25 protein-coding genes and 1 pseudogene are annotated in these 24,892 nt (G+C 66.8%); 19 read left to right on the forward strand and 7 right to left on the reverse strand.

All coding sequences use genetic code 11. From position 1 onward, the window contains the following. Positions 1-92: 92 nt before the first annotated feature. From ACRWQA_RS21115 to hemC, 4 genes are read right to left on the reverse strand one after another with little or no spacing between them, the layout of a single operon-like run. Positions 93-1,343, reverse strand: a complete 1,251-nt coding sequence (locus ACRWQA_RS21115) for a heme biosynthesis HemY N-terminal domain-containing protein (protein ID WP_263581673.1) — start codon at positions 1,341-1,343, stop codon at positions 93-95. Beyond that, positions 1,340-2,869: a uroporphyrinogen-III C-methyltransferase gene (locus tag ACRWQA_RS21120; protein WP_434231554.1), complete on the reverse strand. Its 1,530-nt coding sequence runs from the start codon at positions 2,867-2,869 to the stop codon at positions 1,340-1,342. Before ACRWQA_RS21120 ends, ACRWQA_RS21115 begins: the two co-directional genes overlap by 4 nt. A gap of 6 nt (positions 2,870-2,875) precedes the next feature. Further along, the gene (locus ACRWQA_RS21125; protein ID WP_434231552.1) at positions 2,876-3,673 is read right to left on the reverse strand and encodes a uroporphyrinogen-III synthase; all 798 of its coding nucleotides are present in this window, start codon (positions 3,671-3,673) and stop codon (positions 2,876-2,878) included. Position 3,674: 1 nt separating this feature from the next. Continuing rightward, positions 3,675-4,613, reverse strand: coding sequence for a hydroxymethylbilane synthase (hemC, locus tag ACRWQA_RS21130; RefSeq protein WP_263581676.1), 939 nt, complete (start codon positions 4,611-4,613; stop codon positions 3,675-3,677). Positions 4,614-4,869: 256 nt separating this feature from the next. Here hemC and argH point away from each other — a divergent pair, with 256 nt between their 5' ends. From argH to ACRWQA_RS21165, 7 genes and pseudogenes are all read left to right on the forward strand, one after another. Then, a complete protein-coding gene (argH, locus tag ACRWQA_RS21135) occupies positions 4,870-6,282 on the forward strand; it encodes an argininosuccinate lyase (protein WP_263581677.1) in 1,413 nt (470 codons plus the stop codon). A 32-nt stretch (positions 6,283-6,314) separates the two neighbouring features. Beyond that, positions 6,315-6,425 (forward strand): annotated as a pseudogene (gene lptM, locus ACRWQA_RS21140) (LPS translocon maturation chaperone LptM); the annotation flags it as partial. 60 nt (positions 6,426-6,485) lie between these two features. Beyond that, the gene (gene lysA, locus ACRWQA_RS21145) at positions 6,486-7,778 is read left to right on the forward strand and encodes a diaminopimelate decarboxylase (RefSeq protein WP_434231549.1); all 1,293 of its coding nucleotides are present in this window, start codon (positions 6,486-6,488) and stop codon (positions 7,776-7,778) included. Further along, the gene (gene dapF, locus ACRWQA_RS21150) at positions 7,778-8,611 is read left to right on the forward strand and encodes a diaminopimelate epimerase (protein WP_434231546.1); all 834 of its coding nucleotides are present in this window, start codon (positions 7,778-7,780) and stop codon (positions 8,609-8,611) included. Before lysA ends, dapF begins: the two co-directional genes overlap by 1 nt. A 34-nt stretch (positions 8,612-8,645) precedes the next feature. Further along, positions 8,646-9,383: a DUF484 family protein gene (locus ACRWQA_RS21155; RefSeq protein WP_263581681.1), complete on the forward strand. Its 738-nt coding sequence runs from the start codon at positions 8,646-8,648 to the stop codon at positions 9,381-9,383. After that, positions 9,376-10,287, forward strand: coding sequence for a tyrosine recombinase XerC (locus tag ACRWQA_RS21160; protein WP_434231542.1), 912 nt, complete (start codon positions 9,376-9,378; stop codon positions 10,285-10,287). Before ACRWQA_RS21155 ends, ACRWQA_RS21160 begins: the two co-directional genes overlap by 8 nt. Continuing rightward, positions 10,284-11,045, forward strand: a complete 762-nt coding sequence (locus ACRWQA_RS21165) for an HAD family hydrolase (RefSeq protein ID WP_434231540.1) — start codon at positions 10,284-10,286, stop codon at positions 11,043-11,045. The genes ACRWQA_RS21160 and ACRWQA_RS21165 overlap by 4 nt, the downstream gene beginning before the upstream one ends. Before the next feature lie 8 nt (positions 11,046-11,053). On the opposite strand, the gene yihA is transcribed toward ACRWQA_RS21165, so the two are convergent. Next, positions 11,054-11,671: a ribosome biogenesis GTP-binding protein YihA/YsxC gene (yihA, locus tag ACRWQA_RS21170; protein ID WP_263581684.1), complete on the reverse strand. Its 618-nt coding sequence runs from the start codon at positions 11,669-11,671 to the stop codon at positions 11,054-11,056. Between the two features lie 260 nt (positions 11,672-11,931). On the opposite strand from yihA, the gene ACRWQA_RS21175 reads away from it, so the two are divergent. From ACRWQA_RS21175 to ACRWQA_RS21195, 5 genes are all read left to right on the forward strand, one after another. Next, positions 11,932-12,552 (forward strand): c-type cytochrome, encoded by a 621-nt coding sequence (locus tag ACRWQA_RS21175; RefSeq protein ID WP_434231536.1) that lies wholly within the window; start codon positions 11,932-11,934, stop codon positions 12,550-12,552. Between the two features lie 186 nt (positions 12,553-12,738). Beyond that, the gene (locus ACRWQA_RS21180; RefSeq protein ID WP_263581686.1) at positions 12,739-13,389 is read left to right on the forward strand and encodes a thiol:disulfide interchange protein DsbA/DsbL; all 651 of its coding nucleotides are present in this window, start codon (positions 12,739-12,741) and stop codon (positions 13,387-13,389) included. An 83-nt stretch (positions 13,390-13,472) separates the two neighbouring features. After that, the gene (locus ACRWQA_RS21185) at positions 13,473-14,228 is read left to right on the forward strand and encodes an endonuclease/exonuclease/phosphatase family protein (protein WP_434231576.1); all 756 of its coding nucleotides are present in this window, start codon (positions 13,473-13,475) and stop codon (positions 14,226-14,228) included. A gap of 128 nt (positions 14,229-14,356) precedes the next feature. Further along, positions 14,357-14,905: a TRAP transporter small permease subunit gene (locus ACRWQA_RS21190; protein WP_263581687.1), complete on the forward strand. Its 549-nt coding sequence runs from the start codon at positions 14,357-14,359 to the stop codon at positions 14,903-14,905. Positions 14,906-14,915: 10 nt separating this feature from the next. After that, the gene (locus ACRWQA_RS21195) at positions 14,916-16,319 is read left to right on the forward strand and encodes a TRAP transporter large permease (RefSeq protein ID WP_434231574.1); all 1,404 of its coding nucleotides are present in this window, start codon (positions 14,916-14,918) and stop codon (positions 16,317-16,319) included. A 2-nt stretch (positions 16,320-16,321) separates the two neighbouring features. Here the strand turns inward: ACRWQA_RS21195 and ACRWQA_RS21200 are convergent, their stop codons facing one another. Further along, a complete protein-coding gene (locus tag ACRWQA_RS21200) occupies positions 16,322-16,753 on the reverse strand; it encodes a YqaA family protein (RefSeq protein WP_263581688.1) in 432 nt (143 codons plus the stop codon). A gap of 48 nt (positions 16,754-16,801) precedes the next feature. Here ACRWQA_RS21200 and thiD point away from each other — a divergent pair, with 48 nt between their 5' ends. From thiD to dtd, 3 genes are all read left to right on the forward strand, one after another. Next, positions 16,802-17,614 (forward strand): bifunctional hydroxymethylpyrimidine kinase/phosphomethylpyrimidine kinase, encoded by an 813-nt coding sequence (gene thiD, locus ACRWQA_RS21205; protein ID WP_263581689.1) that lies wholly within the window; start codon positions 16,802-16,804, stop codon positions 17,612-17,614. Between the two features lie 82 nt (positions 17,615-17,696). Next, entirely contained in the window at positions 17,697-18,542 is an 846-nt protein-coding gene (locus ACRWQA_RS21210) for a universal stress protein (protein ID WP_263581690.1), read from the forward strand. Between the two features lie 60 nt (positions 18,543-18,602). Beyond that, positions 18,603-19,040: a D-aminoacyl-tRNA deacylase gene (gene dtd / locus ACRWQA_RS21215; protein WP_434231531.1), complete on the forward strand. Its 438-nt coding sequence runs from the start codon at positions 18,603-18,605 to the stop codon at positions 19,038-19,040. Positions 19,041-19,109: 69 nt separating this feature from the next. On the opposite strand, the gene ACRWQA_RS21220 is transcribed toward dtd, so the two are convergent. Then, complete coding sequence (locus ACRWQA_RS21220) at positions 19,110-21,062, reverse strand: ATP-binding cassette domain-containing protein (RefSeq protein WP_434231529.1); 1,953 nt, start codon at positions 21,060-21,062, stop codon at positions 19,110-19,112. Between the two features lie 77 nt (positions 21,063-21,139). Between ACRWQA_RS21220 and ACRWQA_RS21225 the strand changes: the two genes are divergently transcribed. The 4 genes from ACRWQA_RS21225 (at position 21,140) to ACRWQA_RS21240 (ending at position 24,878) form a co-directional block, all read left to right on the forward strand. Further along, a complete protein-coding gene (locus ACRWQA_RS21225; protein WP_434231527.1) occupies positions 21,140-21,664 on the forward strand; it encodes a TIGR02444 family protein in 525 nt (174 codons plus the stop codon). Positions 21,665-21,766: 102 nt separating this feature from the next. Continuing rightward, positions 21,767-22,783 (forward strand): TRAP transporter substrate-binding protein, encoded by a 1,017-nt coding sequence (locus tag ACRWQA_RS21230; RefSeq protein WP_446326225.1) that lies wholly within the window; start codon positions 21,767-21,769, stop codon positions 22,781-22,783. Positions 22,784-22,991: 208 nt separating this feature from the next. After that, positions 22,992-23,570, forward strand: a complete 579-nt coding sequence (locus tag ACRWQA_RS21235) for a TRAP transporter small permease (protein ID WP_434232667.1) — start codon at positions 22,992-22,994, stop codon at positions 23,568-23,570. Between the two features lie 24 nt (positions 23,571-23,594). Next, entirely contained in the window at positions 23,595-24,878 is a 1,284-nt protein-coding gene (locus ACRWQA_RS21240) for a TRAP transporter large permease (protein WP_263581696.1), read from the forward strand. Positions 24,879-24,892 lie beyond the last annotated feature (14 nt).

Below are 24,892 nucleotides of genomic sequence, written 5' to 3' on the forward strand. Positions count from 1 at the left end.
CGAAGCGGAGCTGGACGGCTGAGCCAAAAAACAGGGTGCCTCGCGGCACCCTGTAGTCTTGCCCGTCGGTAGGGCTCACGGAGCCGGGCCGCTCAGGAGGGCGTCTTGCCGTCCTTGCCGGCCGCTTCCAGCTCGGCGGGCTGCGGCAGCGAGGGCAGCGACTTGTCGAGCAACTCGACGCTCTGACGGTAGTAGAGCTGGCTCTTGTTGTGCTCGCCCAGGTTGGCATAGAGCCGCGCCAGTTCGGCACACACCACGCCGCTGGGACGCTGGCGCTGGCTGGCCTCGAAGTACTCCTGCGCCTTGCCCCAGTAAGCATTGCGCAGCGCCAGGCGGCCCAGGGTCAGCAGCAGGTCGGGGTCGTTGGGACGCTCCTGCAGCCACTTCTCGGCGTGCACCAGCTGGCGCGCCGGGTCGACGCTGAGCAGCCCGTAGCGCAGCACCAGCCGGCTGTCCCAGTGCTCCTTGAGCGAGTGGCGCAGCAGCCGCTCGGCGATGCCCTCCTCGCCTCCACGTACCAGCGCCTCGGTATAGAGCACCACCAGTTCGACGTTGCCGCGCAGCGAATCCGGCATGTCCGCCCACAGACTGCGAATGCGCTCGACGTTGCCCGGGTCGCGCGCCTCGTGAACCAGCAGCTCCTTGTAGGCACGCAATTCCAGTTGGTTGCGCTCCTGGGGCGAGATCAGCTGGCGCGACGCCAGGCGCGGCATCAGCCGGCGCAGGCCGTCCCAGTCGTTGACGCTGAGGTAAGCCTGCTTGAGCTGCTTGAGCACCTGGGGGTGATTGGGCATCTGCCTATCGAGGCGGGTGAGGATGGCCAGCGCCTCCTCGTACTGCTGCCGATCCAGCATCAACTGGACCTGCATCAGGCCCACCGCGCTGTCAGCCCCCTCGGTGGAGAGGTGGGCCCGCTTGAGCAGCGTGTCCGCCTGCTCGTAGCGGCCCTGATAATGAGCGGCCAGCGCGGCGGAAAGGTAGTTGACCAGCGGCGTGCTGGAGTCGTCGGCGGCCTTGACCAGCGACTTCTCGGCGCGCTTCCAGCGCCCCTCGGCCAGCGCCACCAGGCCGCGCACGGTGCGCTTCATGGCGTTGCGGTGGCGGGTCCGCCGGTTCCATACCTTGAGTCGGCTGACGGGATGGCTGAGGCGCATCAAGATTCGCAGCACGAAGTGCAGGACCAGGAACGCCGCCAGCAGCAGCACCAGGCCGAACCAGAAGGAGGTCTGGTAGGAGGTATCACCCACGCGAATCAGCCAGTAGCCCGGCACCGAGACCATCAACTGGCCGAACAGCGCCCCCAGCGCCAGGCCGAGGAGAACGATCAGCAGAACTTTTCTCATGCCTCATCTCCCTGGCCGCCGCGCGAACCGAAACGACGCTCGATGAATTCGGCCAGGGCCTGCTGGGAACCGCTGATGTCGGGCAGCTCGGGCTGGATGGTCTCACCCTTGAGCTCCTCGAGCCGCTGCATGACCGCCTGAACCTCGCTGCGCTCGGTATCGTAGTAGCCGCGAATCAGCTCCAGCGCCTTGTCGATGCTGGCCTCATACAGCTCCTGCTCCTCCTTGAGCAACGCCAGTTGGGCCTGCTCCAGCACCAGGCGTGCGCTCTGGCGCAGGTAGGATTCCTGTTCCGGCGTAACCAGCCCTTCGAGCGCCTCGTCGTGATGGCGAATGACGACCAGATCCTTGAGCTCCTGACCGAAGCGCGAGAGCTGATCCTGCCAGCCACCGCTGGGTGCCTCCTCGATGCCGGAGCGCGCCGGGATCTCTTCGAGTTCACGCGACAGCGGCAATTGCGCCAGGCGCTCCTGCTGGGAGTTCAGGGCGAGATAGAGGCCGGTACGATCGACCTCGGGCACGCCATCCAGAATCGACAGCTCCGAGGCGATGGCACGACGTACCGAGAGCAGGGCCGGGTTGTCGGCTTCGTTCAGGCGGGCATCGGCGGTGCGCAACAGTGCCGCGGCGCCTTCCACGTCGCGCTCGAGCTGCAGGCGCTGGTTGGCCAGGCGCAGCAGGTAGGCCGCCTCGGCGTGCAGCCATTCACGCTCGTCGGTGTCCTGTTCACGGGAGAGTTCGTCGAGCACCTGATCGAGCGTCTCGTCGACCTCGCTGCGGTAGCTGGCGAACTCGCCCTGCATCGATTCGACCGCCTCTGCCAGGGCGGCGTCGCGCTCCTGTTCGCCGCTCTCGAGCCGGTCGCGCAGGCTGGCGAAATCATCGGCCGAGGTGCTGGCACGCTCGTCGAGTTCGGCCAGCCGCTGCTGCTGGGCATCCAGGCGCTCCCAGGTATTCCAGGCAAAGAGGCCCGCGCCGATGCCGAGGAACAGTACCAGGATCAGCGCCAGCACGCCGGCGACATTACTGCTGCCCTTGCCACCGGCGCTGGTCGCGGCAGGCGGCGTGCCGCCGCCCCCGGGCGATGCCGCCTTGGCGGTGTTGCCATCGGGCTTGTCGCTGGCTGGGGTCTTGCCGGCGGCGGCCGGCTTGGCATCGCCCCCCTTGCTGCCGGTCGTGGCCGGCTTGTCACTTTCCGGCTTAGCGGCGGTGGGCTTGTCACTTTCCGGCTTGGCGGCTGCCTGGTCCGGGGCCGGGGCGGTATCTGCCGACTTGGCGGCGGAAGGAGCGGGGCCATCTACCGTGGCGCTCTTGCCCTGGCTCACGGGAGCGTCGGCGGGAGCCGCCGGCTGCTGCTCGCCCGCCTTGCCTTCCACGGGCGGCGGTGATGAGCTGCCACGCTGAGAACGACCCTTGCCGGCGCCGCTGCCGGGCTCGTCCTTGGCCGCGGCCTTGCGGCCCTTGTCGTCCTGGCCCTTTGCGGAAGGCGCCTTCTGCTCGTCCTGCTCGTTGGTCTGCTTGCTCATCAGTCGCTAGCCCTTTTCGAGATCATCTTGATCGACATCGGCATCCTCCTGGTCACAGGCCGCGGCCACGGCGCCGGCAAGCGCTGCCGGTGTGGCTCCCGGTGCCACCACGGGAGTGCGAAACCCCAAGTCGTCGGCAAGTGTAGCCAAGCGACGACTGGACACGATTAACGGTTGGTTCAAGGTGGCCCTGGTGCACCATCTTGCCAGATGTTCGAGTAATTCTCCGCTACTCACTACCAGTGCCCGGTACCGGCCCCGCGCGAGGCACTCCTGCAAGGCGGCGGGTGGCGGCTGGAGGCGCCGCCGATAGAGCGCCAGCCGGGTGACCCGCGCACCGCGCGCCGCCAGGGTATCGGCCAGCAGCGCACGGCCGCCCTCGCCTGCCGCCAGCAGCACGCGCTGGCCTTCGAGCGAGCGCAGCGAGGCGAGCTCGAGCAGCGCCTCGCTGGTATCCTCGCCAGCGGCGGCCGGCGGCAGGTGCACCCTCACGCCGAGGTGCTCGTGCAGGGCTTCGGCGGTGGCAGCCCCCACCGCATACCAGGCCGTACCCAACGGCAGCTGCGGCCAGTAGCGGTCCAGCGCCTGGCAGAGGCGCTCGGCGGCGAAGGGGCTGACCACCACCACCTTGTGGAAATGATCGAAGTCGAGCCATGCCTGGCGCATCGCCGGGGTCTCGGGCAGCGCCTCCAACGCCATGGCATCGAGATTCACCACCGGGAAGCCGGCGGCCTCGATGGCCGCCGTCAGGGCAGCGGCACGCTCGCCCGGCCGGCAGATCAGGACGGGTAGCCCGGCAGTCATGTCAGGCGCCGTAGACCTGCGCCAGGATCTCGCCGGCGCCCTGCTCCAGCAGCTCTTCCGCCACCCGTACGCCGAGGGCTTCCGGCTCGTGGATCGAGCCGCGTCCCTCGGCGCGCAGCACTTCGGTGCCTTCGGGGTTGCCCACCAGTGCGCGCAGCCACAGGGTCTGCCCATCCTCCTCGAAAACGGCATAGCCGCCGATCGGCACCTGACAGCCCCCTTCCAGCCGCGTGTTCATGGCGCGCTCGGCGCGAACCCGCGTGGCGGTGATCGGATCGTCCAGCGGCGCCAGCAGCGAGATCAGCTCCGGGTCGTTGAGGCGACACTCGATGCCCAGCGCACCCTGCCCACAGGCGGGCAGGCACACCTCGGGGGGCAGCTCCTGGGCGATGCGCTCGCCGAGCCCCAGGCGCTTGAGCCCGGAAGTGGCCAGGATGATGGCATCGAACTCACCGGCGTCGAGCTTGGCCAGACGGGTCTGGACGTTGCCGCGCAGGGTGAGGATCTCCAGGTCGGGCCGCTGCTCGCGCATCTGCAAGCCGCGGCGCAGGCTCGAGGTGCCGATGCGTGCCCCCTGGGGCAGCTCCTCGAGCGAGCCATAGTCGTTGGAGACGAAGGCGTCGGTGGGCTCGGCGCCGGCGAAGATCACCGAGAGCCCCAGGCCCTCGGGAAAATGCATGGGCACGTCCTTCATCGAGTGCACGGCGATGTCGGCGCGACCATCCAGGATCGCCTCTTCCAGCTCCTTGACGAACAATCCCTTGCCGCCGATCTTCGCCAGCGGCGTATCGAGGATCTTGTCCCCCCGGGTGGACAGCGCGACCAACTCCACCTCGAGCCCCGGATGCTCGTCCATCAGCAGGTCGCGAACGTGCTCGGCCTGCCACATGGCCAGCAGGCTCTTGCGGGTGGCAATGCGCAGCGTAGTGTTGGATCGCACGTGGTTCTCCCATGCAGCGGGCCTGGACGGCCTCGGCTCAGCGGTATTTGCCGCAACATTATCGGTCACGGCCGGTAGGGCAGTCATTGACACTCATCATAAAGCACCGGGCGAAGCAGGAAAAATGGGGACTTCGTCCGCCACCACCGCCCCTCGCCACCTGCGCCGACTCTGGTACACTGCAAGACCTGACTGATGCCGCCGACGCGGCTTCCCGAGAACGCCACAGCATGCAACACGCAGGATGCCCACGCCGATGAGCCCTAGTTCCACAAACCCCGGCACCAACCAGTCCTGGGGCGGTCGCTTCAGCGAACCCACCGATGCCTTCGTCGAACGCTTCACCGCTTCGGTCGATTTCGACCAGCGCCTCGCCCTGCAGGACATCCAGGGCTCCATCGCCCATGCCACCATGCTGGCCCGGGTCGGCGTACTGACCGACCCCGAGCGCGACGCCATCGTCGCCGGCCTCAGCGAGATCCGCGGAGAGATCGAGCGCGGCGAGTTCCAGTGGTCGGTGAAGCTCGAAGACGTGCACATGAACATCGAGGCACGCCTGACCGACAAGATCGGCATCACCGGCAAGAAGCTGCACACCGGGCGCTCGCGCAACGACCAGGTGGCCACCGACATCCGCCTGTTCCTGCGCGACGAGATCGACGTGGTCGAGGGTGAGCTGGCGCGCCTGCGCGCAGGGTTGATCGAGCTCGCCGAGCGCGAGGCCGACACCATCATGCCCGGCTTCACCCACCTGCAGACCGCCCAGCCGGTGACCTTCGGCCACCACCTGCTGGCCTGGCACGAGATGCTCGCCCGCGACCACGAGCGCCTGCTCGACTGTCGCAAGCGCGTCAATATCATGCCGCTGGGTGCGGCGGCGCTGGCCGGCACCACCTACCCCATCGACCGCCATGTCACCGCCGAGCTGCTGGGCTTCGAACGCCCCGCCGAGAACTCGCTGGACGCAGTCAGTGACCGCGACTTCGCCATCGAGTTCGCCAGCTTCGCCAGCATCCTGCTGATGCACCTGTCGCGCATGAGCGAGGAACTGGTGCTGTGGACCAGCGCCCAGTTCGACTTCATCGACCTGCCCGACCGCTTCTGCACCGGCAGCTCGATCATGCCGCAGAAGAAGAACCCCGACGTGCCCGAGCTGGTGCGCGGCAAGACCGGGCGCGTCTACGGCCACCTGATGGGCCTGCTGACGCTGATGAAGTCGCAGCCACTGGCCTACAACAAGGACAACCAGGAGGACAAGGAGCCGCTGTTCGATACCCTCGACACGGTGCGCGACTGCCTCAAGGCGTTCGCCGACATGGTGCCGGCCATCGAGGCGCGCAAGGCGAGCATGTATGAAGCCGCCCGCCGCGGCTTCTCCACCGCCACGGATCTCGCCGACTACCTGGTGCGCCGCGGCGTGGCCTTCCGCGATGCCCACGAGATCGTCGGCCAGTCGGTGGCCTTCGGCCTGCGTGAGAAGAAGGACCTCTCCGAGATGAGCCTCGCCGAGCTGCGCCAGTTTTCCGAGGTCATCGAAGACGACGTCTTCGACGTGCTGACCCTGGAGGGCTCGGTGGCGGCGCGCAACCACATCGGCGGCACCGCGCCGGACCAGGTGCGAGCCGCCGCGCAGCGCGCCCGCGACGCCCTGGCGGCCTTGGGCCGGTAGCCATGAGAACGGCGAAGACGACAACCGTGCGCATGCAGCGCCCGCTGGCACTGGCGGCACTGGCACTCCTGCTGCTGGCCGGGTGCGGCCAGAAGGGGCCGCTCTACCTGCCCGGTGACGAGGCCGCCGAGGAGCGCTACGGTAGCCCCGCGGCGCAACAGGATGAGCAGAACGACGCCGACGACGAGGACACGGACTGAATCATGGATCACTTCGAATATCGCGACGGCGTTCTCTACGGCGAGGAAGTCCCGCTGACCCAGGTGGCCGAAGAGATCGGCACGCCCTGCTACGTCTACTCCAAGGCGACCCTGACGCGCCACTTCCGCGCCTATACCGAAGCGCTGGGCAGCCACCCGCACCTGATCTGCTACGCGGTGAAGGCCAACTCCAACCTGGCGGTGCTGGGCTTGCTGGCACGCCTGGGCGCCGGCTTCGACATCGTATCGATGGGCGAACTCGAGCGCGTGCTGGCTGCCGGCGGCGACCCGGCCAAGGTGGTGTTCTCCGGCGTGGCCAAGCAGGAGGCCGAGATGGCCCGGGCGCTCGAGGTCGGCATCAAGTGCTTCAACGTCGAGTCGCGTCCCGAACTCGAACGCCTCAGCGCCGTGGCCGAGCGGCTGGGCAAGGTGGCGCCGGTGTCGCTGCGGGTCAATCCGGACGTCGACGCCGGCACCCATCCCTACATCTCCACCGGACTCAAGGACAACAAGTTCGGCATCCCGGTGGACGAGGCGCTGGCCGTCTACGAGCTGGCTGCCCGCTTGCCGGGCTTGAAGATCGTCGGCCTGGATTGCCATATCGGCTCGCAGCTCACCGAGCTGGCGCCCTTCCTCGACGCCCTGGATCGCCTGCTGGTACTGCTCGAGCTTCTGCGCGAGCGCGGCATCACGATCGAGCACCTGGACCTGGGCGGCGGGCTTGGCGTGCCCTACCGCGGCGAGCGTCCGCCGCAGCCCTTCGACTATGCCGCCTCACTGCTCGAACGACTGGCCCGGTGGGAGCACGGCACCGGCCTGACCCTGCTGTTCGAACCGGGTCGCTCGATTGCCGCCAATGCGGGTGTGCTGCTGACACGGGTCGAGTTCCTCAAGCCCGGCGAGACCAAGAATTTCGCCATCGTCGATGCCGGCATGAATGACCTGATCCGGCCGGCACTGTACCAAGCCTGGCAGGCGATCATCCCGGTCGATACCCGCCATGTGCGCGAGAGCGCCACCTATGACGTGGTCGGCCCGGTATGCGAAACCGGCGACTTCCTGGGCAAGGAGCGCGAGCTGGCGATCGGCGCCGGCGACCTGCTGGCGGTGCGCTCCGCCGGCGCCTACGGTTTCGTCATGGCCTCGAACTACAACAGCCGGCCGCGCCCCGCCGAGGTGATGGTGGACGGCGAGACCTTCCACGTGGTGCGCCGCCGCGAAACCGTGGCGTCGCTTTGGGCCGGCGAGTCGCTGCTGCCCGAACCGGCGGTGGCACAGGACGGAGAGCACCGCTGATGCTGCTGCACTTCACCAAGATGCATGGCCTCGGCAATGATTTCATGGTGATCGACCTGGTCACCCAGCGGGCACGGCTGCGTGACGAGCAGATCCGCCAGCTCGCCGATCGCCGTTTCGGCATCGGCTTCGACCAGCTGCTGGTCGTCGAGCCGCCACGCGACCCCGACATGGACTTTCGCTACCGGATCTTCAACGCCGACGGCAGCGAGGTAGAGAACTGCGGTAACGGCGCGCGCTGCTTCGCCCGCTTCGTGCGCGACCAACGCCTGACCCACAAGCATGAGATCCATGTCGAGACCGCCGGCGGTCCGTTGACGCTGGTGATACAGGACGACGGGCAGGTGACGGTGGACATGGGCGCCCCGCGCTTCGCACCGGACGCGCTGCCCTTCGATGCCGCCGAGGACCGTCCGCTGCACCGGCTCGAGGTGGATGGCGAAACGGTCGAGATCGGAGCCGTCTCGATGGGCAACCCCCACGCGGTGCTGCGCGTCGACAGCGTCGACACGGCACCGGTCGAACGTCTCGGCCCACTGATCGAACGTCACCCGCGCTTCCCGCAGCGGGTCAACGTGGGCTTCATGCAGGTGGTTTCGCCCCACGAGATTCGCCTGCGGGTCTTCGAACGCGGCAGCGGCGAGACACTGGCGTGCGGCACCGGCGCCTGTGCCGCGGTGGCCAGCGGCATGCGCCTGGGCCTGCTGGAAACCCCCGTCACCGTACACCTGCGCGGCGGCGACCTGCGCATCGATTGGCCCGGTGACGATGCTCCGCTGCTGATGACCGGCCCCGCCGAACGCGTCTTCGAGGGGCGCATCGCCCTGGCCTGACAGGCCGGGACCACCCGAACCGAAGGAGTCAAGCATGACCCGAGCCGTCCCCGAACCGCGCAAGACCCTGGATCCGGACCGGGTAGCCGAGTGGCTGGCCCGGCATCCGGACTTCTTCGTCGGCCGCGAGGGGCTGCTGCAGCAGCTCAAGGTGCCGCATCCCGAGGCCCATGGCACCACCTCGCTGCTGGAGCGCCTGGTCTACGACCTGCGCCGCCGCGCAGAGCAGGCCGAATGGCGACTGGAGCAGCTCCTGGAGTCGGCGCGTCACAACGAGGTGCAGTATCGTCGCACCCGCGAACTGGTGCTGGCCCTGCTGGAGGCCGAGGATGCCGACGCCCTGGGTCAGGCGCTGGCGACGCAGATGAGCGAGCACTTCCAGATCCCGGCCGTGGCGCTGTGGTGCCCGGCCCAGCTCACCGACCACGAGCCATTGCCGCCGCAGCCGCCGCGCCATGTGCTCGACGAGCACGCCGGCGTACGCCTGGCCGCGCTGCTCGACGGACGCGCCAGCCGCTGCACCCGGCTCACGCCCACCGACTGGGGGCGCCTGCTGCCCCACGTGCGGCCGCCGCGCCAGGCCGGCTCCTGCGCCCTGGCGCGGCTGACCCTGGGCGAGCCGATGGGCTACCTGGTGCTGGCCAGCCCCGACCCCGATCACTTTCGCGCCAGCATGGACACGCTGTTCACCGAATACCTCGGCGACGTGGTGGCACGGCTGTTGCTGCGCCATGCTCCACCAACCCACGAGACCCCGCCGAAGCATGGCTGACAACCCTCTGCGGCAGCAGCTGGGCTCCTGCCTGGCGACGTTGGCGCGCACCGCAAGCCCGGCGACGCTTAGCGCCTACCGCCACGATCTCGAGGCGCTGGCGGAATTTCTCGAGGCCCGCGACGTCCTCGACGGCGGTTATCTGGACGTCGGCCTGGTGCGCCGCTTCCTCGGCGCCGAGCGCAGTCGGGGCCTGGCGCCACGCAGCCTGGCTCGCCGGCGCGCGGCCGTGTCGCACTTTGGTACCTTCCTGGTCAAGGCGGGGATTCTCGGCCACAACCCGGCCGAACTGGTACCGGCGCCGCGCCAGCCCGCGCACCTGCCCAAGCCACTGGACGTGGACCAGCTCGCCCAGCTGCTCGACACCCCACATGATGGCTCGCCGCTGGCGCTGCGCGACCAGGCGATGCTGGAGCTGTTCTACTCCAGCGGCCTGCGCCTGGCAGAGCTGGCCGGCCTCGATCTCGGCGACCTCGACAGCCGCCGCGTGCGGGTTCTCGGCAAGGGCAGCAAGCCGCGCCAGGTGCCGGTGGGGCGCAGCGCCCGGCGCGCGCTCGACGCCTGGCTGGCGTGCCGCTCGACGCTGGCCGCCCCCGGGGAGACGGCGCTGTTCGTCGGCAACCGCGGTCAGCGGCTCGGCCATCGCGCCATCCAGAAGCGGATGACCGAAGTGGCACGTCGGCGCGGCCTGCCCGAGCACCTCCACCCGCACCGGCTGCGCCACTCCTTCGCCAGCCACCTGCTGGAATCGAGCCAGGACCTGCGCGCGGTGCAGGAACTGCTGGGGCATGCCAACCTCTCTACCACCCAGGTCTATACCAAGCTCGACTGGCAGCACCTGGCCGCTAGCTACGACGCGGCGCATCCGCGCGCGCGCCGCCGCAACGAACCGGACACGCCATGACCCGCCAGGCCCTGCGCCTCGAAGCCATCACCTTCGACCTCGATGACACCCTGTGGGAAAACCATAGCGTCATGGTCGCCACCGAGACCGGCCACTATGCCTGGCTCGACCGCGAGCTCGCCGCCTGGCGGCAGACCCGCGGCGCCGCTGCATCGCCGACCTTCGCCGAACGCTTCCCGCTGGAGTGTTTCGAACGGCGCCGCCGGGCGCTGGCGCACGCCCATCCGCTGCGCCGCGGCGACTTCACCTGGCTGCGTGAACGAGCGCTTCGCGAAATGCTCGGGGAATACGGGCTCGACCCGGCCTCGGCCAGGCTCTGGGCCAGTGCCGCGATGGAGCGCTTCATGGAGCTGCGCCATCGGGTTGCGCCGCACCCGGAGGTCGAGTCATTGCTGACTGAGCTGGGTCGGCACTACCGCCTGGCCAGTATCACCAATGGCAACGTGGACATTCAGCGTCTGCCGCTCGGCCGCCACTTCCCGGTGGCCATCGCCGCCGGCGAACTGCTCGCCCCCAAGCCCGACCCGCGCCCTTTCCTGGCAGCGCTGGCGCAACTGGGCGCCGCTCCCGGCCGCTCCCTCCACGTGGGCGACTCCTGGCGTGAGGACGTCGAACCGGCGCGGCGGCTGGGCATGCAGGTGGCCTGGATCTCGCCGCATGTCGACGACCTGCCCCTGCCACCCGGCATCCATCGTCTCGAGCATGTCCGCGAGCTGCCCGCGCTGCTGCGCCGGCTGGGCCAGGCGTCGCCGGGCTGAGGCGTTCGCTACACTCCGTCGGAGTCGGCCAGCCAGCCGTCCAGGCGGGCGCAGGCTTCTTCGACGCCCTCGCGCTTGAGCGACGAGAACAACTGCACCGTGACCAGATCTTCCCATTCGCGCAGGCGGCTGCGCACCTGCTGCAGGGCATTCTTGGCCGCGCCGGACTTCAGCTTGTCGGCCTTGGTCAGCAGGATGTGCACCGGCATGTCCTGCTCGTCGGCCCAGCCCAGCAGGGTCTGGTCGAATTCGGTGAGCGGATGACGCACGTCCATGACCAGCACCAGGCCACGCAGGGAGCCACGCCCTTGCAGGTACTCGGCCAGGTGGCGCTGCCATTCGAGCTTGACCGCTTCCGGCACCTTGGCATAGCCGTAGCCGGGCAGGTCGACCAAGCGACGGGCAGTGTCATCGCCCAGGGTGAAGAAGTTGATCAACTGGGTGCGCCCCGGCGTGCGCGAGGTGCGTGCCAGCGCCTTCTGCCGGGTCAGGGTGTTGATTGCGCTGGACTTGCCGGCGTTGGAGCGACCGGCAAAGGCCACCTCGGCGCCGTCATCGGACGGGCACTGGGCCAGCGTGGGCGCGCTCGTCAGGAAGCGCGCGCTCTGGTAGTTCATTCGGGTCATGACCTCAACTTCCTGCCGGTAATATCGAAGTGGGCACCGTCGGGTCCTTGCCCTGCATTTCCGATGCCGGCTTGTTTCGTTATAATGCAGTGTCTTTTTTCTGCGACCTGGGCGCGCTAGTGTAGCATCGTGCTCTTGTCGGCAGCGACCGACCCGATCGGCACTCCGACAGCAGGGCAAGGCCGGCCTGGTACCAGCAAGGCTGGGCAGCTCCCAGGAATGCGTACCGGTATAATCCATAACGGCATAGTGAAACAGCGATGAGAAAGTTACTGGCAAGCCTGGCAATTACCCTCGGCGCCGTTGGCGTCGCTCACGCCGACCTGGAAGCAGACGCCGACGCTGCCGCCGGTCGCGAGAAAGCCCAAAGCTGTGCGGCCTGCCATGGCCAGAACGGCATCAGCTCTGCGCCCTCTTTCCCTCACCTCGCCGGCCAGCAGACGACCTACCTGGCCAAGCAGATCATCGACATCCGCGATGGTAAGCGCCTGGTGCCGGAGATGGCCGGTCAGGTCAACGACTTCTCCGACCAGGATGCCTGGGACGTCGCCGCCTTCTTCACCCAGCAGGATGCCAACATCGGCCAGGCCGACCCGGAAGAAGAAGCGCTGATGCGCGGTCAGGAGCTCTATCGCGCCGGTGACATGGCCAAGGGCATCCCCGCCTGTGCGGCCTGCCACGGGCCCAGCGGTGACGGCATCAATACCGCGGTCTACCCGGCCCTCTCCGGTCAGTTCCCGCAGTACGTGGTGGCCACGCTGCAGGATTTCGCCGCCGGCGAGCGCACCAACGATCCCAATGGCATGATGGGCGACATCGCCGCCAAGATGAGCGATGCCGACATGCAGGCCGTCGCCAACTACATCAGCGGCCTGCACTGAGCGCATCGTTGTCTGGCAGCTTGCCGGTCCCCAGCCGGCAACGAAGGCGGCCCCGGGCCGCCTTCTCCGTCTTGGCGCTCGCCATCGATCGGGAACCGTAAGCGGCATCCACGCTCAAAGTGATCGACGCAAGCGCCAAGATGGTCAGCCGCCGCTTCACGGCGAACTTCCAAGGAGTCCTAGTCCATGTTCAAACCCTTTCGTATCCTTCAGTCAGCCGCCTTTGCCATCGCCGGTCTCGGCCTGGCGACGCTGGCCGCCGCCGACAACCTGGTCGAGGGACAACACTACGAGAAGCTGCCCGAGCCCATCGAGACCAGCGCCGGGGAGGGCCAGGTCGAGGTGACCGAGGTGTTCTGGTACGGCTGCCCGCACTGCTACAACCTGCAGAGCAGCGTGACCGACTGGTACGAGACCTTGGACGAGGACGTCAAGGTGGTGCACATGCCGGCCACCATGGGCGGCGACTGGAACACCCATGCGGCGATGTTCTATGCCGCCGAGGAGCTGGGTATTCGCGAGGAGGCCCACGCCGACTTCTTCCATGCCATTCACGAGGAGGGGCAGCGTCTCAACAATGCCGACAGCATCGCCCGCTTCCTCAGCCAGTACGACGTCAGCGAGGAGGAGGCGCGCCAGACGCTTGATGCCTTCGGGGTCAAGGCGCAGGTCAACAAGGCCCATGCGCGCATGCGCGCCATGCGCCTGATGGGCGTGCCGGCCTTGGTCGTCGATGGCCGCTACCTGGTGACACCCAGCAGCGCCGGCAGCCTCGAGAACATGCCGCAAATCGCCGACGCGCTGATCGAACGCGTGCGTCAGGAGCGCAAAGACTGACCGTGTCCGTCGAGCATTCGCACCTGGTCGACGCCAGGAACCCGACCCTGGAAGGTGGGCACCTCAAGCTGCTCACCTTCAACATGCAGGTGGGCATCCAGACGTCGGCCTATCATCACTATCTGACCCGCAGTTGGCAGCACCTGCTGCCCCATCCCCACCGCACGCGGCGGCTGGACATGGTCAGCAACGTACTGAGCCGCTTCGATATCGTCGGCCTGCAGGAGGTCGACGGCGGCAGCTTTCGCTCCAGCCACGTCAACCAGGTCGAGTACCTGGCCACGCGCGGCGGCTTTCCCCATCACTACCAGCAGCTCAACCGCAACCTGGGCCGGTTCGCCCAGCACAGCAACGGACTGCTGTCGCGCCTCGCTCCGAGCCAGGTCGAGGAGCACCGCCTGCCCGGCACGCTGCCCGGGCGCGGCGCCATTCATGCCCGCTACGGCGACGGCCCGGACGCGCTGCACCTGTTCGTCGCCCACCTGGCGTTGAGCCACCGGGGTCGGGTGCGCCAACTCGACTACCTCAGCGAAATCATCCAACCGCTGCAGCACGTGGTGGTCATGGGCGATCTCAACTGCACGCCGGACCAGTTGCACACCCACACGCGCTTCTGCGCCTCGCTGCCGCTGCATCCGGTGCGGCCACTGCTCAGCTACCCTTCCTGGCAGCCGCGCCGGGCACTGGACCACATCCTGATCTCCAGCTCGCTCAAGGCCCAGGACGTACGCGTGCTCGACCACCTCTTCTCCGACCACTTGCCCATCGCCGTCGACGTGGAACTGCCAACGGGCTGTCTGAAGGTGCTCGAGAAGCTGCGTAAACGCCAGAACCTCTAGTGCTGCCGCTGCGTCGCGAGGGCAGCGAGACTCCACGCTGACAACTCGGGCGTTGAGGCCCAGGGATGACGCCCGCCGTGGAATCGGCGATGATGCGGTCCCTGAATTGCTTCGACACGAGACTCCCCATGCAAACTGCGAACCGCGATCCGGTCCTGCTCGCATGGCTCGACGGCTTTACCGAGGTCGTGGGCCGCTCCATCGCCTGGCTGGTGATCCTCATGATGGCGGTACAGTTCGCCATCGTGGTGATGCGCTACGTCTTCAGCCTCCATAGCGTGGTCATGCAGGAATCGGTCATGTACATGCATGCCATGGTGTTCATGCTCGGGGCGGCCTGGACGTTGCGCCATGACGGTCATGTCCGCGTCGACATCTTCTACCGCAAGCTCTCTGCCCGTGGCCGTGCCTGGATCGACCTGCTGGGCACCCTGTTCCTGCTGTTTCCGGTCGTGCTGTTCATTGCCATCTCGAGTTTCGGCTACGTGAGCAGCAGCTGGGCGATTCTCGAACGCTCGCCGGACGGCGGCATACCCGGTGTCTTTCTGCTCAAGTCGCTGATTCTGATCATGATGGCGCTGCTGCTGCTGCAGGGCGTGGCGCAGGTGATGCGCCAGGTCCTGATCCTGCGCGGCAAGGCCCCAGGCAACACGCCCGACCACGACGAGGTGATCTGACGTGGAAGCCCTGCTCGAGTTCATGCCGCTGTTCCTGTTCCTCACCGTCTGCACCGTGCTGATGCTGGGCTATCCGGTCGCCCTGGCACTGGCCGGCACCGCGCTGATCTTCGCTGGCTTCGGCCACCTGCTGGTGCAGATGGGCGTGCCGGTGCCCTTCGAAGCGCGCATGCTGGGCGCCATGCCCAACCGCCTCTACGGCATCATGACCAACCAGACGCTGTTGGCGGTGCCGCTGTTCGTGCTGATGGGGGTGCTGCTGGAGAAATCGCGGGTCGCCGAGACGCTGCTCGACGCCATGGCGCTGCTGTTCGGCTCGTTGCGCGGCGGGCTGGGCATCTCGGTGATCCTGGTCGGCATGCTGCTGGCCGCTTCCACCGGCATCGTCGGCGCCACGGTGGTTACCATGGGCCTGCTGTCGTTGCCGACGATGCTCAAGCGCGGCTACTCGCCTTCGCTTGCCACCGGCACCATCTGTGCCACCGGCACCCTGGGCCAGATCATCCCGCCTTCCATCGCCCTGGTCCTGCTGGGCGACGTGCTGTCGAATGCCTACCAGCGAGCCCAACTGGCCATGGGCGTGTGGAGCCCCAAAACCGTATCGGTGGGCGATCTGTTCGTCGGCGCCCTGATCCCGGGACTGCTGCTGGTGGTGGCCTATATCGTCTATCTGCTGGTGGTGGCCTGGTGGAAGCCGGAGTGCGCCCCGCCCGCCGATCGCGAAGCGCTCAAGCAGGAGCTTGGCCATACCGGCAGCATCCTGCCGCTGCTGGTCAAGGGGCTGATCCCCCCCGTGCTGCTGATCGTCGCCGTACTGGGTTCGATCCTCGGCGGTTTCGCCACGCCCACCGAGGCCTCGGCGGTTGGGGCCATGGGTGCGCTGCTGCTGGCACTGACCAACCGCCGGCTGAACATGCCGATGCTGCGCGAGGTAGTGCACACCACCGCCAAGGTCACCAGCATGGTGTTCCTGATCCTCATTGGCGCCGCGCTCTTCTCGCTGGTCTTTCGCGCCTACGGCGGTGAGGAACTGGTCACGCACCTGTTCGAGGCGATGCCCGGCGGGGTAGTGGGTGCCACCCTGGTGGTGATGCTGGTGATCTTCCTGCTCGGCTTCATCCTCGATTTCATCGAGATCACCTTCGTGGTGGTACCGATCGTCGGGCCGGTACTGCTGATGATGGGCCTCGACCCGATCTGGCTGGGCATCATGATCGCGGTGAACCTGCAGACTTCGTTCCTGACGCCACCGTTCGGCTTCGCACTGTTCTACCTGCGCGGCGTGACACCGGACTCGGTGCCGACTTCGGCCATCTACCGCGGTGTGATTCCGTTCATTGTGCTGCAGCTCGGCATGCTGGTGGCGCTGGCGCTGTTCCCGGGACTGGCCACCTGGCTACCTTCCCTTCTGTAGACTCAGCCGCATAGGGGGGCTAGCCACGCCTGGGCCAGGTAGAGCACCACGGCGTAGCGCGCTCCCTTGGCCAGGGTGATCAGCAGGATCGCCCGCCACCACGGCAGGCGGAAGATACCGGCGAGCACGGTGAGCGGGTCACCGACCAGCGGCGCCCAGCTCGCCAGCAGGCTCCATTCGCCGAAGCGCAGGTACCAGCGCTCGGCACGGGCCAGCCCCTGCGGCGAGGCAGGAAACCAGCGCCGGTCCTGGAAGCGACGCGCGTAGCGTCCCAGCCAGACGTTGACCAGGCTGCCCAGGGTATTGCCGGAGGTCGCCACCAGCCACAGCGCCAGCAGCGGCTGGCCCAGGCACCACTGGCGCGCCAGCCAGACTTCGGAGCCACCCGGCAGCAGCGTGGCGCTGACGAAGGCCACCAGGAACAGACTCAGCACGCAACGCCTCCCATACACCACCCGTTTCCGTTTGCAGGACGAGACGCCATGACGAACGAACGCCCCATCCCCAACGTTCTCACCATCGCCGGCTCCGACCCTAGCGGCGGCGCCGGCATCCAGGCCGATCTCAAGACCTTCTCGGCGCTGGGCGCCTATGGTACCAGCGTCATCACCGCGCTGACCGCTCAGAACACCTGCGGCGTACGCGGCGTGCAGCCGGTGCCGGTGGATTTCATCCGCCTGCAGCTCGACACCCTGCTCGACGACGTGGCAATCGACGCGGTGAAGATCGGCATGGTCGCCAGCCGTGAAGTGGCGGAAACCATCCGCGACGCCCTGCAGGCCAAGCGCCCCCGCTGGATCGTGCTCGACCCGGTAATGGTGGCCAAGAGCGGCGACATCCTGGTCGACGATGTCGGTATTGCCGCGGTGCGCGAAGTGCTGGTGCCGCTGGCCGACCTGATCACGCCCAACCTGCCTGAAGCCGCCGTGCTATTGGCAAGCCCGGCGCCGGGCACTCGCGACGAGATGCTGGCCCTGACGTCCGGCCTGGCGGCGCTGGGCGCCGGTGCCGTGCTACTCAAGGGTGGCCACCTGCGTGACGAAAGCTGCCCCGATCTGTTGATCGAGCACGCCCAGGCGACATGGCTCGAGGGCACCCGTATCGCGACCTCGAACCTGCATGGCACCGGCTGTTCGCTCTCTTCCGCCATCGCCGCGCGTCTGGCGCTGGGGGATACCTTGCCGCAGGCGATCGCCACGGCCAAGCAGTGGCTCGAGGCGGCGCTGACGGAGAGCCGACGGCTCGATGTCGGCCAGGGCCACGGCCCGGTGCATCATTTCCACCTGTGGTGGTAGCGAAACGGCGCTTGCGCCATTGCCGGGCGCCGCCCATGCTGAAGTCTGTCCTGCCAGGCTCATCCGCAACGGAGAGACTTCGATGACTCAGACCCTGCTGTTTGCCTGTGACCTCTCGGCCGAGAATCGCGCCGCCTTCGCCCGGGCCATACGCCTGGCCAACGAGAGTGGCGCGCGCCTGGACGTCATTCACGTGCTCGACCCCTACCTGCCCCGACGCGTCCTGCATGACCTGGAAGAGGCAGTGGTGGCCGACATGCAGGCTATCCTGACGGATGTTCGCGAGGACTATGCGTTGCCGGAGCCGAGCGTGATGCTGCAGACGGTAGCCGGCGCCACCTACGCCGAGATCATCCGCGAGGCGCACGATCGCGAGGTGGACATGATCGTGCTGGGCTCCCATCGCAAGCGCGGCCAGCCCGACCTGGTCGCCGGCACCACGCTGGCGCGAGTGCTGCGCAGCGCCCCCTGCCCGGTATTGTCGGTCTCCCAGCCTGCCAACCGCGATTGGCAGGAAATCCTGGTGCCGGTGGATTTTTCGCTGGCCAGCCGCAACACCCTGCGCGAGACGCTCAAGCGCTTCCCCGAAGCACGTCTGACCCTGCTGCATGCCTGGGACATTCCCGGCGAGCGCGAACTGGGCTCCGACAGCGATTACGCCCGTTGGCGCGACCGTGAGGTCGAACGCCTGCGCTGCCAGCTCGAGCGCGAGACCGACCAACTGATGGGCGAACTCGACAGCGTGCCGGAAGTCGAACTGATCCTCGAGCAGGGCGAGCCGCTCGAGGTGCTGCTGACCCAGCTGCGACGCCAACCGCCCGACCTGCTGTCACTGAGCAGCCGCGGCCAGTTGGGTCGTCATAGCCACATCACCGAGGCGCTACTCGCCGAGCCGCATTGTGACATCATGTTGTGCCGCGCCTGGTAACACCGATTACGTCACGTGGTACCCTTCCGGCGAGCTCATCGCCAGGAGGAAACCCGCCGTATGAAAGCCCTGATACAGCGCGTGCGCCGCGCCAGCGTGACGGTGGATGAACGAGTGGTTGGCGCCATCGATCACGGCCTGCTGGCGCTGGTGGGGGTCGAGAAGGGCGACGACGAGATCGCCGCCGAGCGCCTGCTGCACAAGTTGCTGCACTACCGTGTCTTCAGCGACGAGGCGGGCAAGATGAACCTCGACCTGCAGCAGGTCGAGGGCGGGCTCTTACTCGTATCGCAGTTCACCCTGGCGGCCGATACCCGCAAGGGGCTGCGCCCGAGCTTCTCCAGCGCCGCGCCGCCGGCCGATGGCGAGCGGCTGTTCCACTACCTGCTCGAATGCGCCCGGGTCGCCTGGCCCAAGGTCGCCAGCGGCGAGTTCGCCGCCAACATGCAGGTCGAGCTGGTCAACGATGGGCCGGTGACGTTTCTACTAGAAAGTTGAGGGGGCCTGCCTCCGGCGCCGCTCGCTTAGGCTAGCCATCGGCACCGTGATGTCTTTGTTCCGGGCATGTCAGGCCCCGCTTTCGAGAAGCTCCGCTTCCATCGCTTCGAGCGCCTCCTCGGCGGCCAGCCACTCGGCCTCCAGCTCCTCCAGCAGCGACTTGAGCTCGCCCTGGCGGGCCAACCGCTCGGTGAGCTCGGCCTTGCGCGCCGGGTCGGTGTAGAGCTCAGCCTCGCCTAGCGCCTCTTCCACTACGGCGAGTTCGCCCTGCGCCTTCTCCATGGCCTGTTCGGCGCGATCGCGCGCCTTCTTCAGCGGGCGCAGCTTCTCGCGCAGCTCGGCGGCGGCGCGGCGGGCCGACTTGCGGTCCTCCTTGGGCGCGGCACTCTCCGCCTGACGCTCGGCCTTGTCGACCCGCGCCTCGCGGCGCTCGCTCTCCAGCCGCGCCTTGAGCCAGGCGCGGTAATCCTCCAGGTCGCCGTCGAAGGGTTCAACGCGGTGGTCGGCCACTTTCCAGAACTCGTCAACGGTCGCGCGCAGCAGGTGGCGGTCGTGGGAAACCAGGATCACCGTGCCCTCGAAGCTGGCCAACGCCTCGGTGAGCGCCTCGCGCATCTCCAGGTCGAGATGGTTGGTGGGCTCGTCGAGCAGCAGCAGGTTGGGCTTGCGCCACGCCACCAGTGCCAGCGCCAGGCGCGCCTTCTCGCCGCCGGAGAAACGCCCCACCTCGCCGAAGGCGTCGTCGCCCTTGAAACCAAAGCCGCCGAGGAAGGTACGGATCGACTGGTCGCTGGCGGTGGGCGACAGCCGCTGCACATGCATGAACGGCGTCGCCGTCATGTCGAGCCCCTCGAGCTGGTGCTGGGCAAAATAGCCGACGGCGAGGTGCTCGCCGGGGATACGCCTGCCCGCCAGCAGCGGCAGCTCGCCGGTCAGCGACTTGATCAGAGTCGACTTGCCGGCCCCGTTGGGACCCAGCAGGCCGATCCGCTGCCCCGGAAGCAGGGTCAGCTTGACCTCGTCGAGCTGAGCTTTTTCCGCCCCGCCCTCATCCCGATAGCCAAGCCTCGCCCGGTCCAGCACCAACAGCGGGTGCGACGTCTTGGCCGAGGCGGGAATGGTGAAGTGGAACGGCGAGTCGGCATGCGCCACGGCGATATCGCCCATGCGCTCGAGCATCTTCATGCGGCTCTGGGCCTGGCGCGCCTTGCTCGCCTTGGCCTTGAAACGCGCCACGAACTGCTCGATCTCCTCACGCCGCGCCTGTTGCTTGGCGGCTTCGGCCTGCTGCAGGGCCAGCTTCTCGGCACGGGTACGCTCGAAAGTGGAGTAGTTGCCGCGGTAGAGCACCAGCCGACGCCGGTCGAAGTGGACGATGTGGTCGCATACCGCATCGAGGAAGTCACGGTCGTGGGAAATCAGCAGCAGGGTGCCGGGATAGCGCATGAGCCACTGCTCGAGCCACAGCAGGGCATCGAGATCCAGGTGGTTGGTAGGCTCGTCGAGCAGCAGCAGGTCCGAGGGCATGAACAGCGTACGCGCCAGGTTGGCGCGCATGCGCCAGCCGCCGGAAAAGGCCGACAGCGGTCGCTCGAGGTCGGCCTGGGTGAAGCCCAGCCCGATCAGCAGCTGGGCGGCACGGGCCGGGGCACTGTAGCCGTCCAGCGCCTCGATCGCTCCATGCAGCTCGGCCTCACGATGGGCATCGCCGTGCTCGCGCGCCGCTTCCAGGCCGGCCTGGGTCTGGCGCAGCTCAGTGTCGCCGTCGAGCACATAGTCGATGATGGCGCGATCCAGCGCGTCGACCTCCTGGGCCATATGAGCGATGCGCTGTCCTCCGCTCATCTCGACCTCGCCTCGGTCTGGTGCGAGCGTGCCCAACAGCAGGCCGAACAGGCTGGACTTGCCGGCGCCGTTGGGACCGACGATACCGGCCTTGTGGCCGGCGTGCAGGGTCAGCTCGGCATCCTCGAGCAGGGTCTGGGTGCCGCGTTGCAGGGCAACCTGGCGCAGTGCAATCATGCAGGCTCCAACTGACAGAGAGGGTAACGACGCCGCACAGGGCCCTATTAGAAGGCCCCGCCGGCGACGACCGGATCATGAAGAACGATTCTACCGCAACGGCCACCGCTCTGCGGGCCGGACTTGCCACCGACCCGCTGTGGGATTTCGCTCTGGACTTCTACGCTCGCCCGGGCGTGGAAGCCGCCTGCCTGTTGCTGCAGGACGAGGCTGGCGTCGACGTGTGCGAGCTACTATGGCGCTGCTGGCTCCATCGCCATGGCCTGGCCTTGGCACAGGAACCAGCCGGCCTCGCGGCCATTCGCTGCTGGCAGGAGGAGGTGACGCAGCCCCTGCGCACCCTGCGCCGACACTTGAGGGCCCAAGCCGCATACAGTGCCGGTGTCGCCGAGGTACGCCAGCAGATCCAGCAGGCCGAGCTGGCGGCCGAGCGCGAAACCCTGGAGCGCCTCCAACACCTTGCCGAGCAGGCCGAGGAGCTGGCCCCTCTGTCCGTCGCTGCTCCAAGTCTCGAAATTTCCCTGGCAAGTCGCTGGAAATTACAGAAAAAAGCGCAACTTTTGGCAGCACAAACCCTCGAATACCGCCTTGACCCTCTGTAGGGGGCACGCTAGCCTGAAAAAAGCTGTGTAGCCATTTGTGGCTACCAATGCCTGTTGATGTGGCTTTTTTTCACGGGCCCAACCTGCGAGGAGAACATAATAATGAAGGCAACCAAGCTGTTGACCACTGCCAGTATCGGCGCAATGCTGTTCGGCATGTCGGCTGCCGCCCATTCCGCCAATTGGCGCTATGCGCATGAGGAATTCGAGGGTGACGTTCAGGACGTATTTGCCGTCGCCTTCAAGGAGTACATTGAGGAAAACTCCGACCACACCGTACAGGTTTATCGCTTCGGCGAGCTGGGTGAATCCGACGACATCATGGAGCAGACCCAGGCCGGCATCCTGCAGTTCGTCAACCAGTCGCCCGGCTTCACCGGGGCCCTGATTCCCGAAGCCCAGATCTTCTTCATTCCCTACTTGCTGCCTACCGACGAAGAGACTGTTCTCAAGTTCTTCGACGAGAGCACGGCCATCAACGAGACGTTCCCGGAACTCTACGCCGAGCAGGGTCTCGAGCTGCTCAAGATGTACCCGGAAGGCGAGATGGTCGTGACCGTGGACGAACCGATCCGCACCCCGGACGACCTGCACGGCAAGAACATCCGTACCATGACCAACCCGTTGCTCTCCGAGACCTACCGGGCCTTCGGCGCCACCCCCACGCCGCTGCCCTGGGGCGAGGTTTATGGCGGCTTGCAGACCGGCATCATCCAGGGCCAGGAGAACCCGATCTTCTGGATCGAGTCCGGCGGCCTCTACGAAGTCTCCCCGCACCTGGTGTTCACCGGGCACGGCTGGTTCACCACGGCGATGATGGCCAACCAGGACTTCTTCGACGGTCTTTCCGAGGAAGAGCAGCAGCTGGTGCGTGACGCTGCCGACGCGGCCTACGACCACACCATCGAGCACATCTCCGGCCTGGCCGAGGAGTCGCTCGAGAAGATCCAGGAAGCTTCCGACGAGGTCACCGTGACACGCCTCGACGAGGACGAGATCGAGGCCTTCCGCGAGCGTGCCCCTCAGGTCGAGGAGCGTTTCATCGAAATGACCGGCGAGCGCGGTCGCGAACTGCTCGAGCAGTTCAAGGCCGACCTGGAAGCCGTGTCCGGCGAGTAAGCCCCAGTCAGGGCACTCACCGCGAACGCATGAAGGGGTAGCCGGCCGGCTGCCCCTTCATGTTTCCGGCCAGCGTGTTTTCCCGGCCAACCAGCGTTGAAGCCGCCGCACTTTTGACGGGCTCATGTTGTTACCCTTTGGCGAGAGAAACACGCTTAACTATCTTGCAGGGAGCCCTTGCAGGAGAAGCCTCCAGGAGACCGGTCGCATGACAGAAGAAGATTCGGAAAAGAACTACCGTTCCACGCTCCCCGGCCCGCTTGGCATCGTCGATACCTGGATCAGCCGCGCCGAGTCGGTCATCCTGGCATTGGGCGTCATCCTGATGGCGGTGAATACCGTGGCCAACGTGATCAGCCGCTTCGTCCTCGGCGAAAGCCTGCACTTCTCCGAAGAGATCAACCGCATCCTGATCGTGATGATCACCTTCGCCGGACTCGGCTATGCCGCCCGTCACGGTCGCCACATCCGCATGTCGGCGATCTACGATGCCCTGCCCACCGGTGGCCGTCGCTGGTTGATGATCGTGATCAGTCTGTTCACCTCGCTGGTGATGTTCGTGCTCTGCTACTTCTCGATCGGCTACATCGAGACCCTGTACGGTCGCGGTCGCGTGCTGCCATCTCTGAGTATTCCGGTATGGACGATCTACCTCTGGGTGCCCATCGGCTTCGCCATCACCGGTATCCAGTACCTGCTCACCGCGATCAAGAATCTCACCTCCCATGACGTCTATCTGTCGACCCATGTGGTCGATGGCTACAAGGATACCGAGACGGAAGTCTGACGCAGGGCGCGAGGAACAATAACCATGACATCCATCATAATTTCCATCATGATCGTGCTCCTGCTGCTGGGGTTTCCGATGATGATCCCGCTGGCGACGGCTGCCTTCGTCGGCTTCTTCATGACCTTCGGCGGTCTCGGGCAAATGGAAACCCTCATCCAGCAGATGATGGGGGGCATTCGGCCCACGGCACTGATCGCCGTGCCCATGTTCATCCTGGCCGCCGACATCATGACCCGCGGCCAGTCGGCCGGGCGTCTGATCGACATGGTCATGAGCTTCGTCGGGCACATCAAGGGCGGGCTCGCGGTGAGTACCGCTGCCTCCTGCACCCTGTTCGGCGCCGTCTCGGGTTCGACCCAGGCCACCGTGGTGGCGGTGGGTTCGCCGCTGCGGCCGCGCATGCTCAAGGCCGGCTACAAGGACTCCTTCACCCTGGCGCTGATCATCAATTCCAGCGACATCGCCTTCCTGATCCCGCCCAGCATCGGCATGATCATCTACGGGGTCATCTCGGGCACCTCGATCGGCGAATTGTTCATCGCCGGCATCGGCCCGGGCCTGCTGATATTGGCCATGTTCTCGGTCTACTGCATCATCTACGCCATCGTCCATCAGGTGCCCACCGAGCCCAAGTCGAGCTGGCGGGGACGCGCCCTGGCGGTGCGTGACGCGCTGTGGCCGTTGGGCTTTCCGGTACTCATCGTGGGCGGTATCTACGGCGGCATCTTCAGCCCCACCGAGGCCGCCGCGGCCTGCGTACTCTATGCCGTGCTGCTGGAGTTCGTGATCTTCCGTTCGCTGAAAATGCCGGACATCTACGCCATCGCCAAGTCCACCGGCCTGATCACCGCGGTGGTCTTCATTCTGGTGGCCGTGGGCAACGGCTTCTCCTGGATCATCTCCTTCGCCCAGATCCCCCAGACCCTGCTGGGGGCATTCGGCATCAACGAGGCCGGCCCCGTCGGCGTGCTGGTGGCCATCTCTGTGGCCTTCTTCATCGCCTGCATGTTCGTCGACCCGATCGTGGTGATACTGGTGTTGACGCCGATCTTCGCTCCGGCAATCGCCGCCTCCGGCCTCGACCCGGTACTGGTGGGCGTGCTGATCACGCTACAGGTGGCGATAGGCTCGGCGACGCCACCTTTCGGTTGTGACATCTTCACCGCCATCGCCATCTTCAAGCGACCCTACTGGGAGGTCATCCGCGGCACGCCCCCCTTCGTGTTCATGCTGATCCTGTCGGCGGCACTGATCATCATGTTCCCGCAGATCGCCCTGTTCCTGCGCGACCTGGCCTTCCGCTAGCGAACCGCCCGATG

The organism is Billgrantia sp. C5P2, from assembly GCF_051062895.2.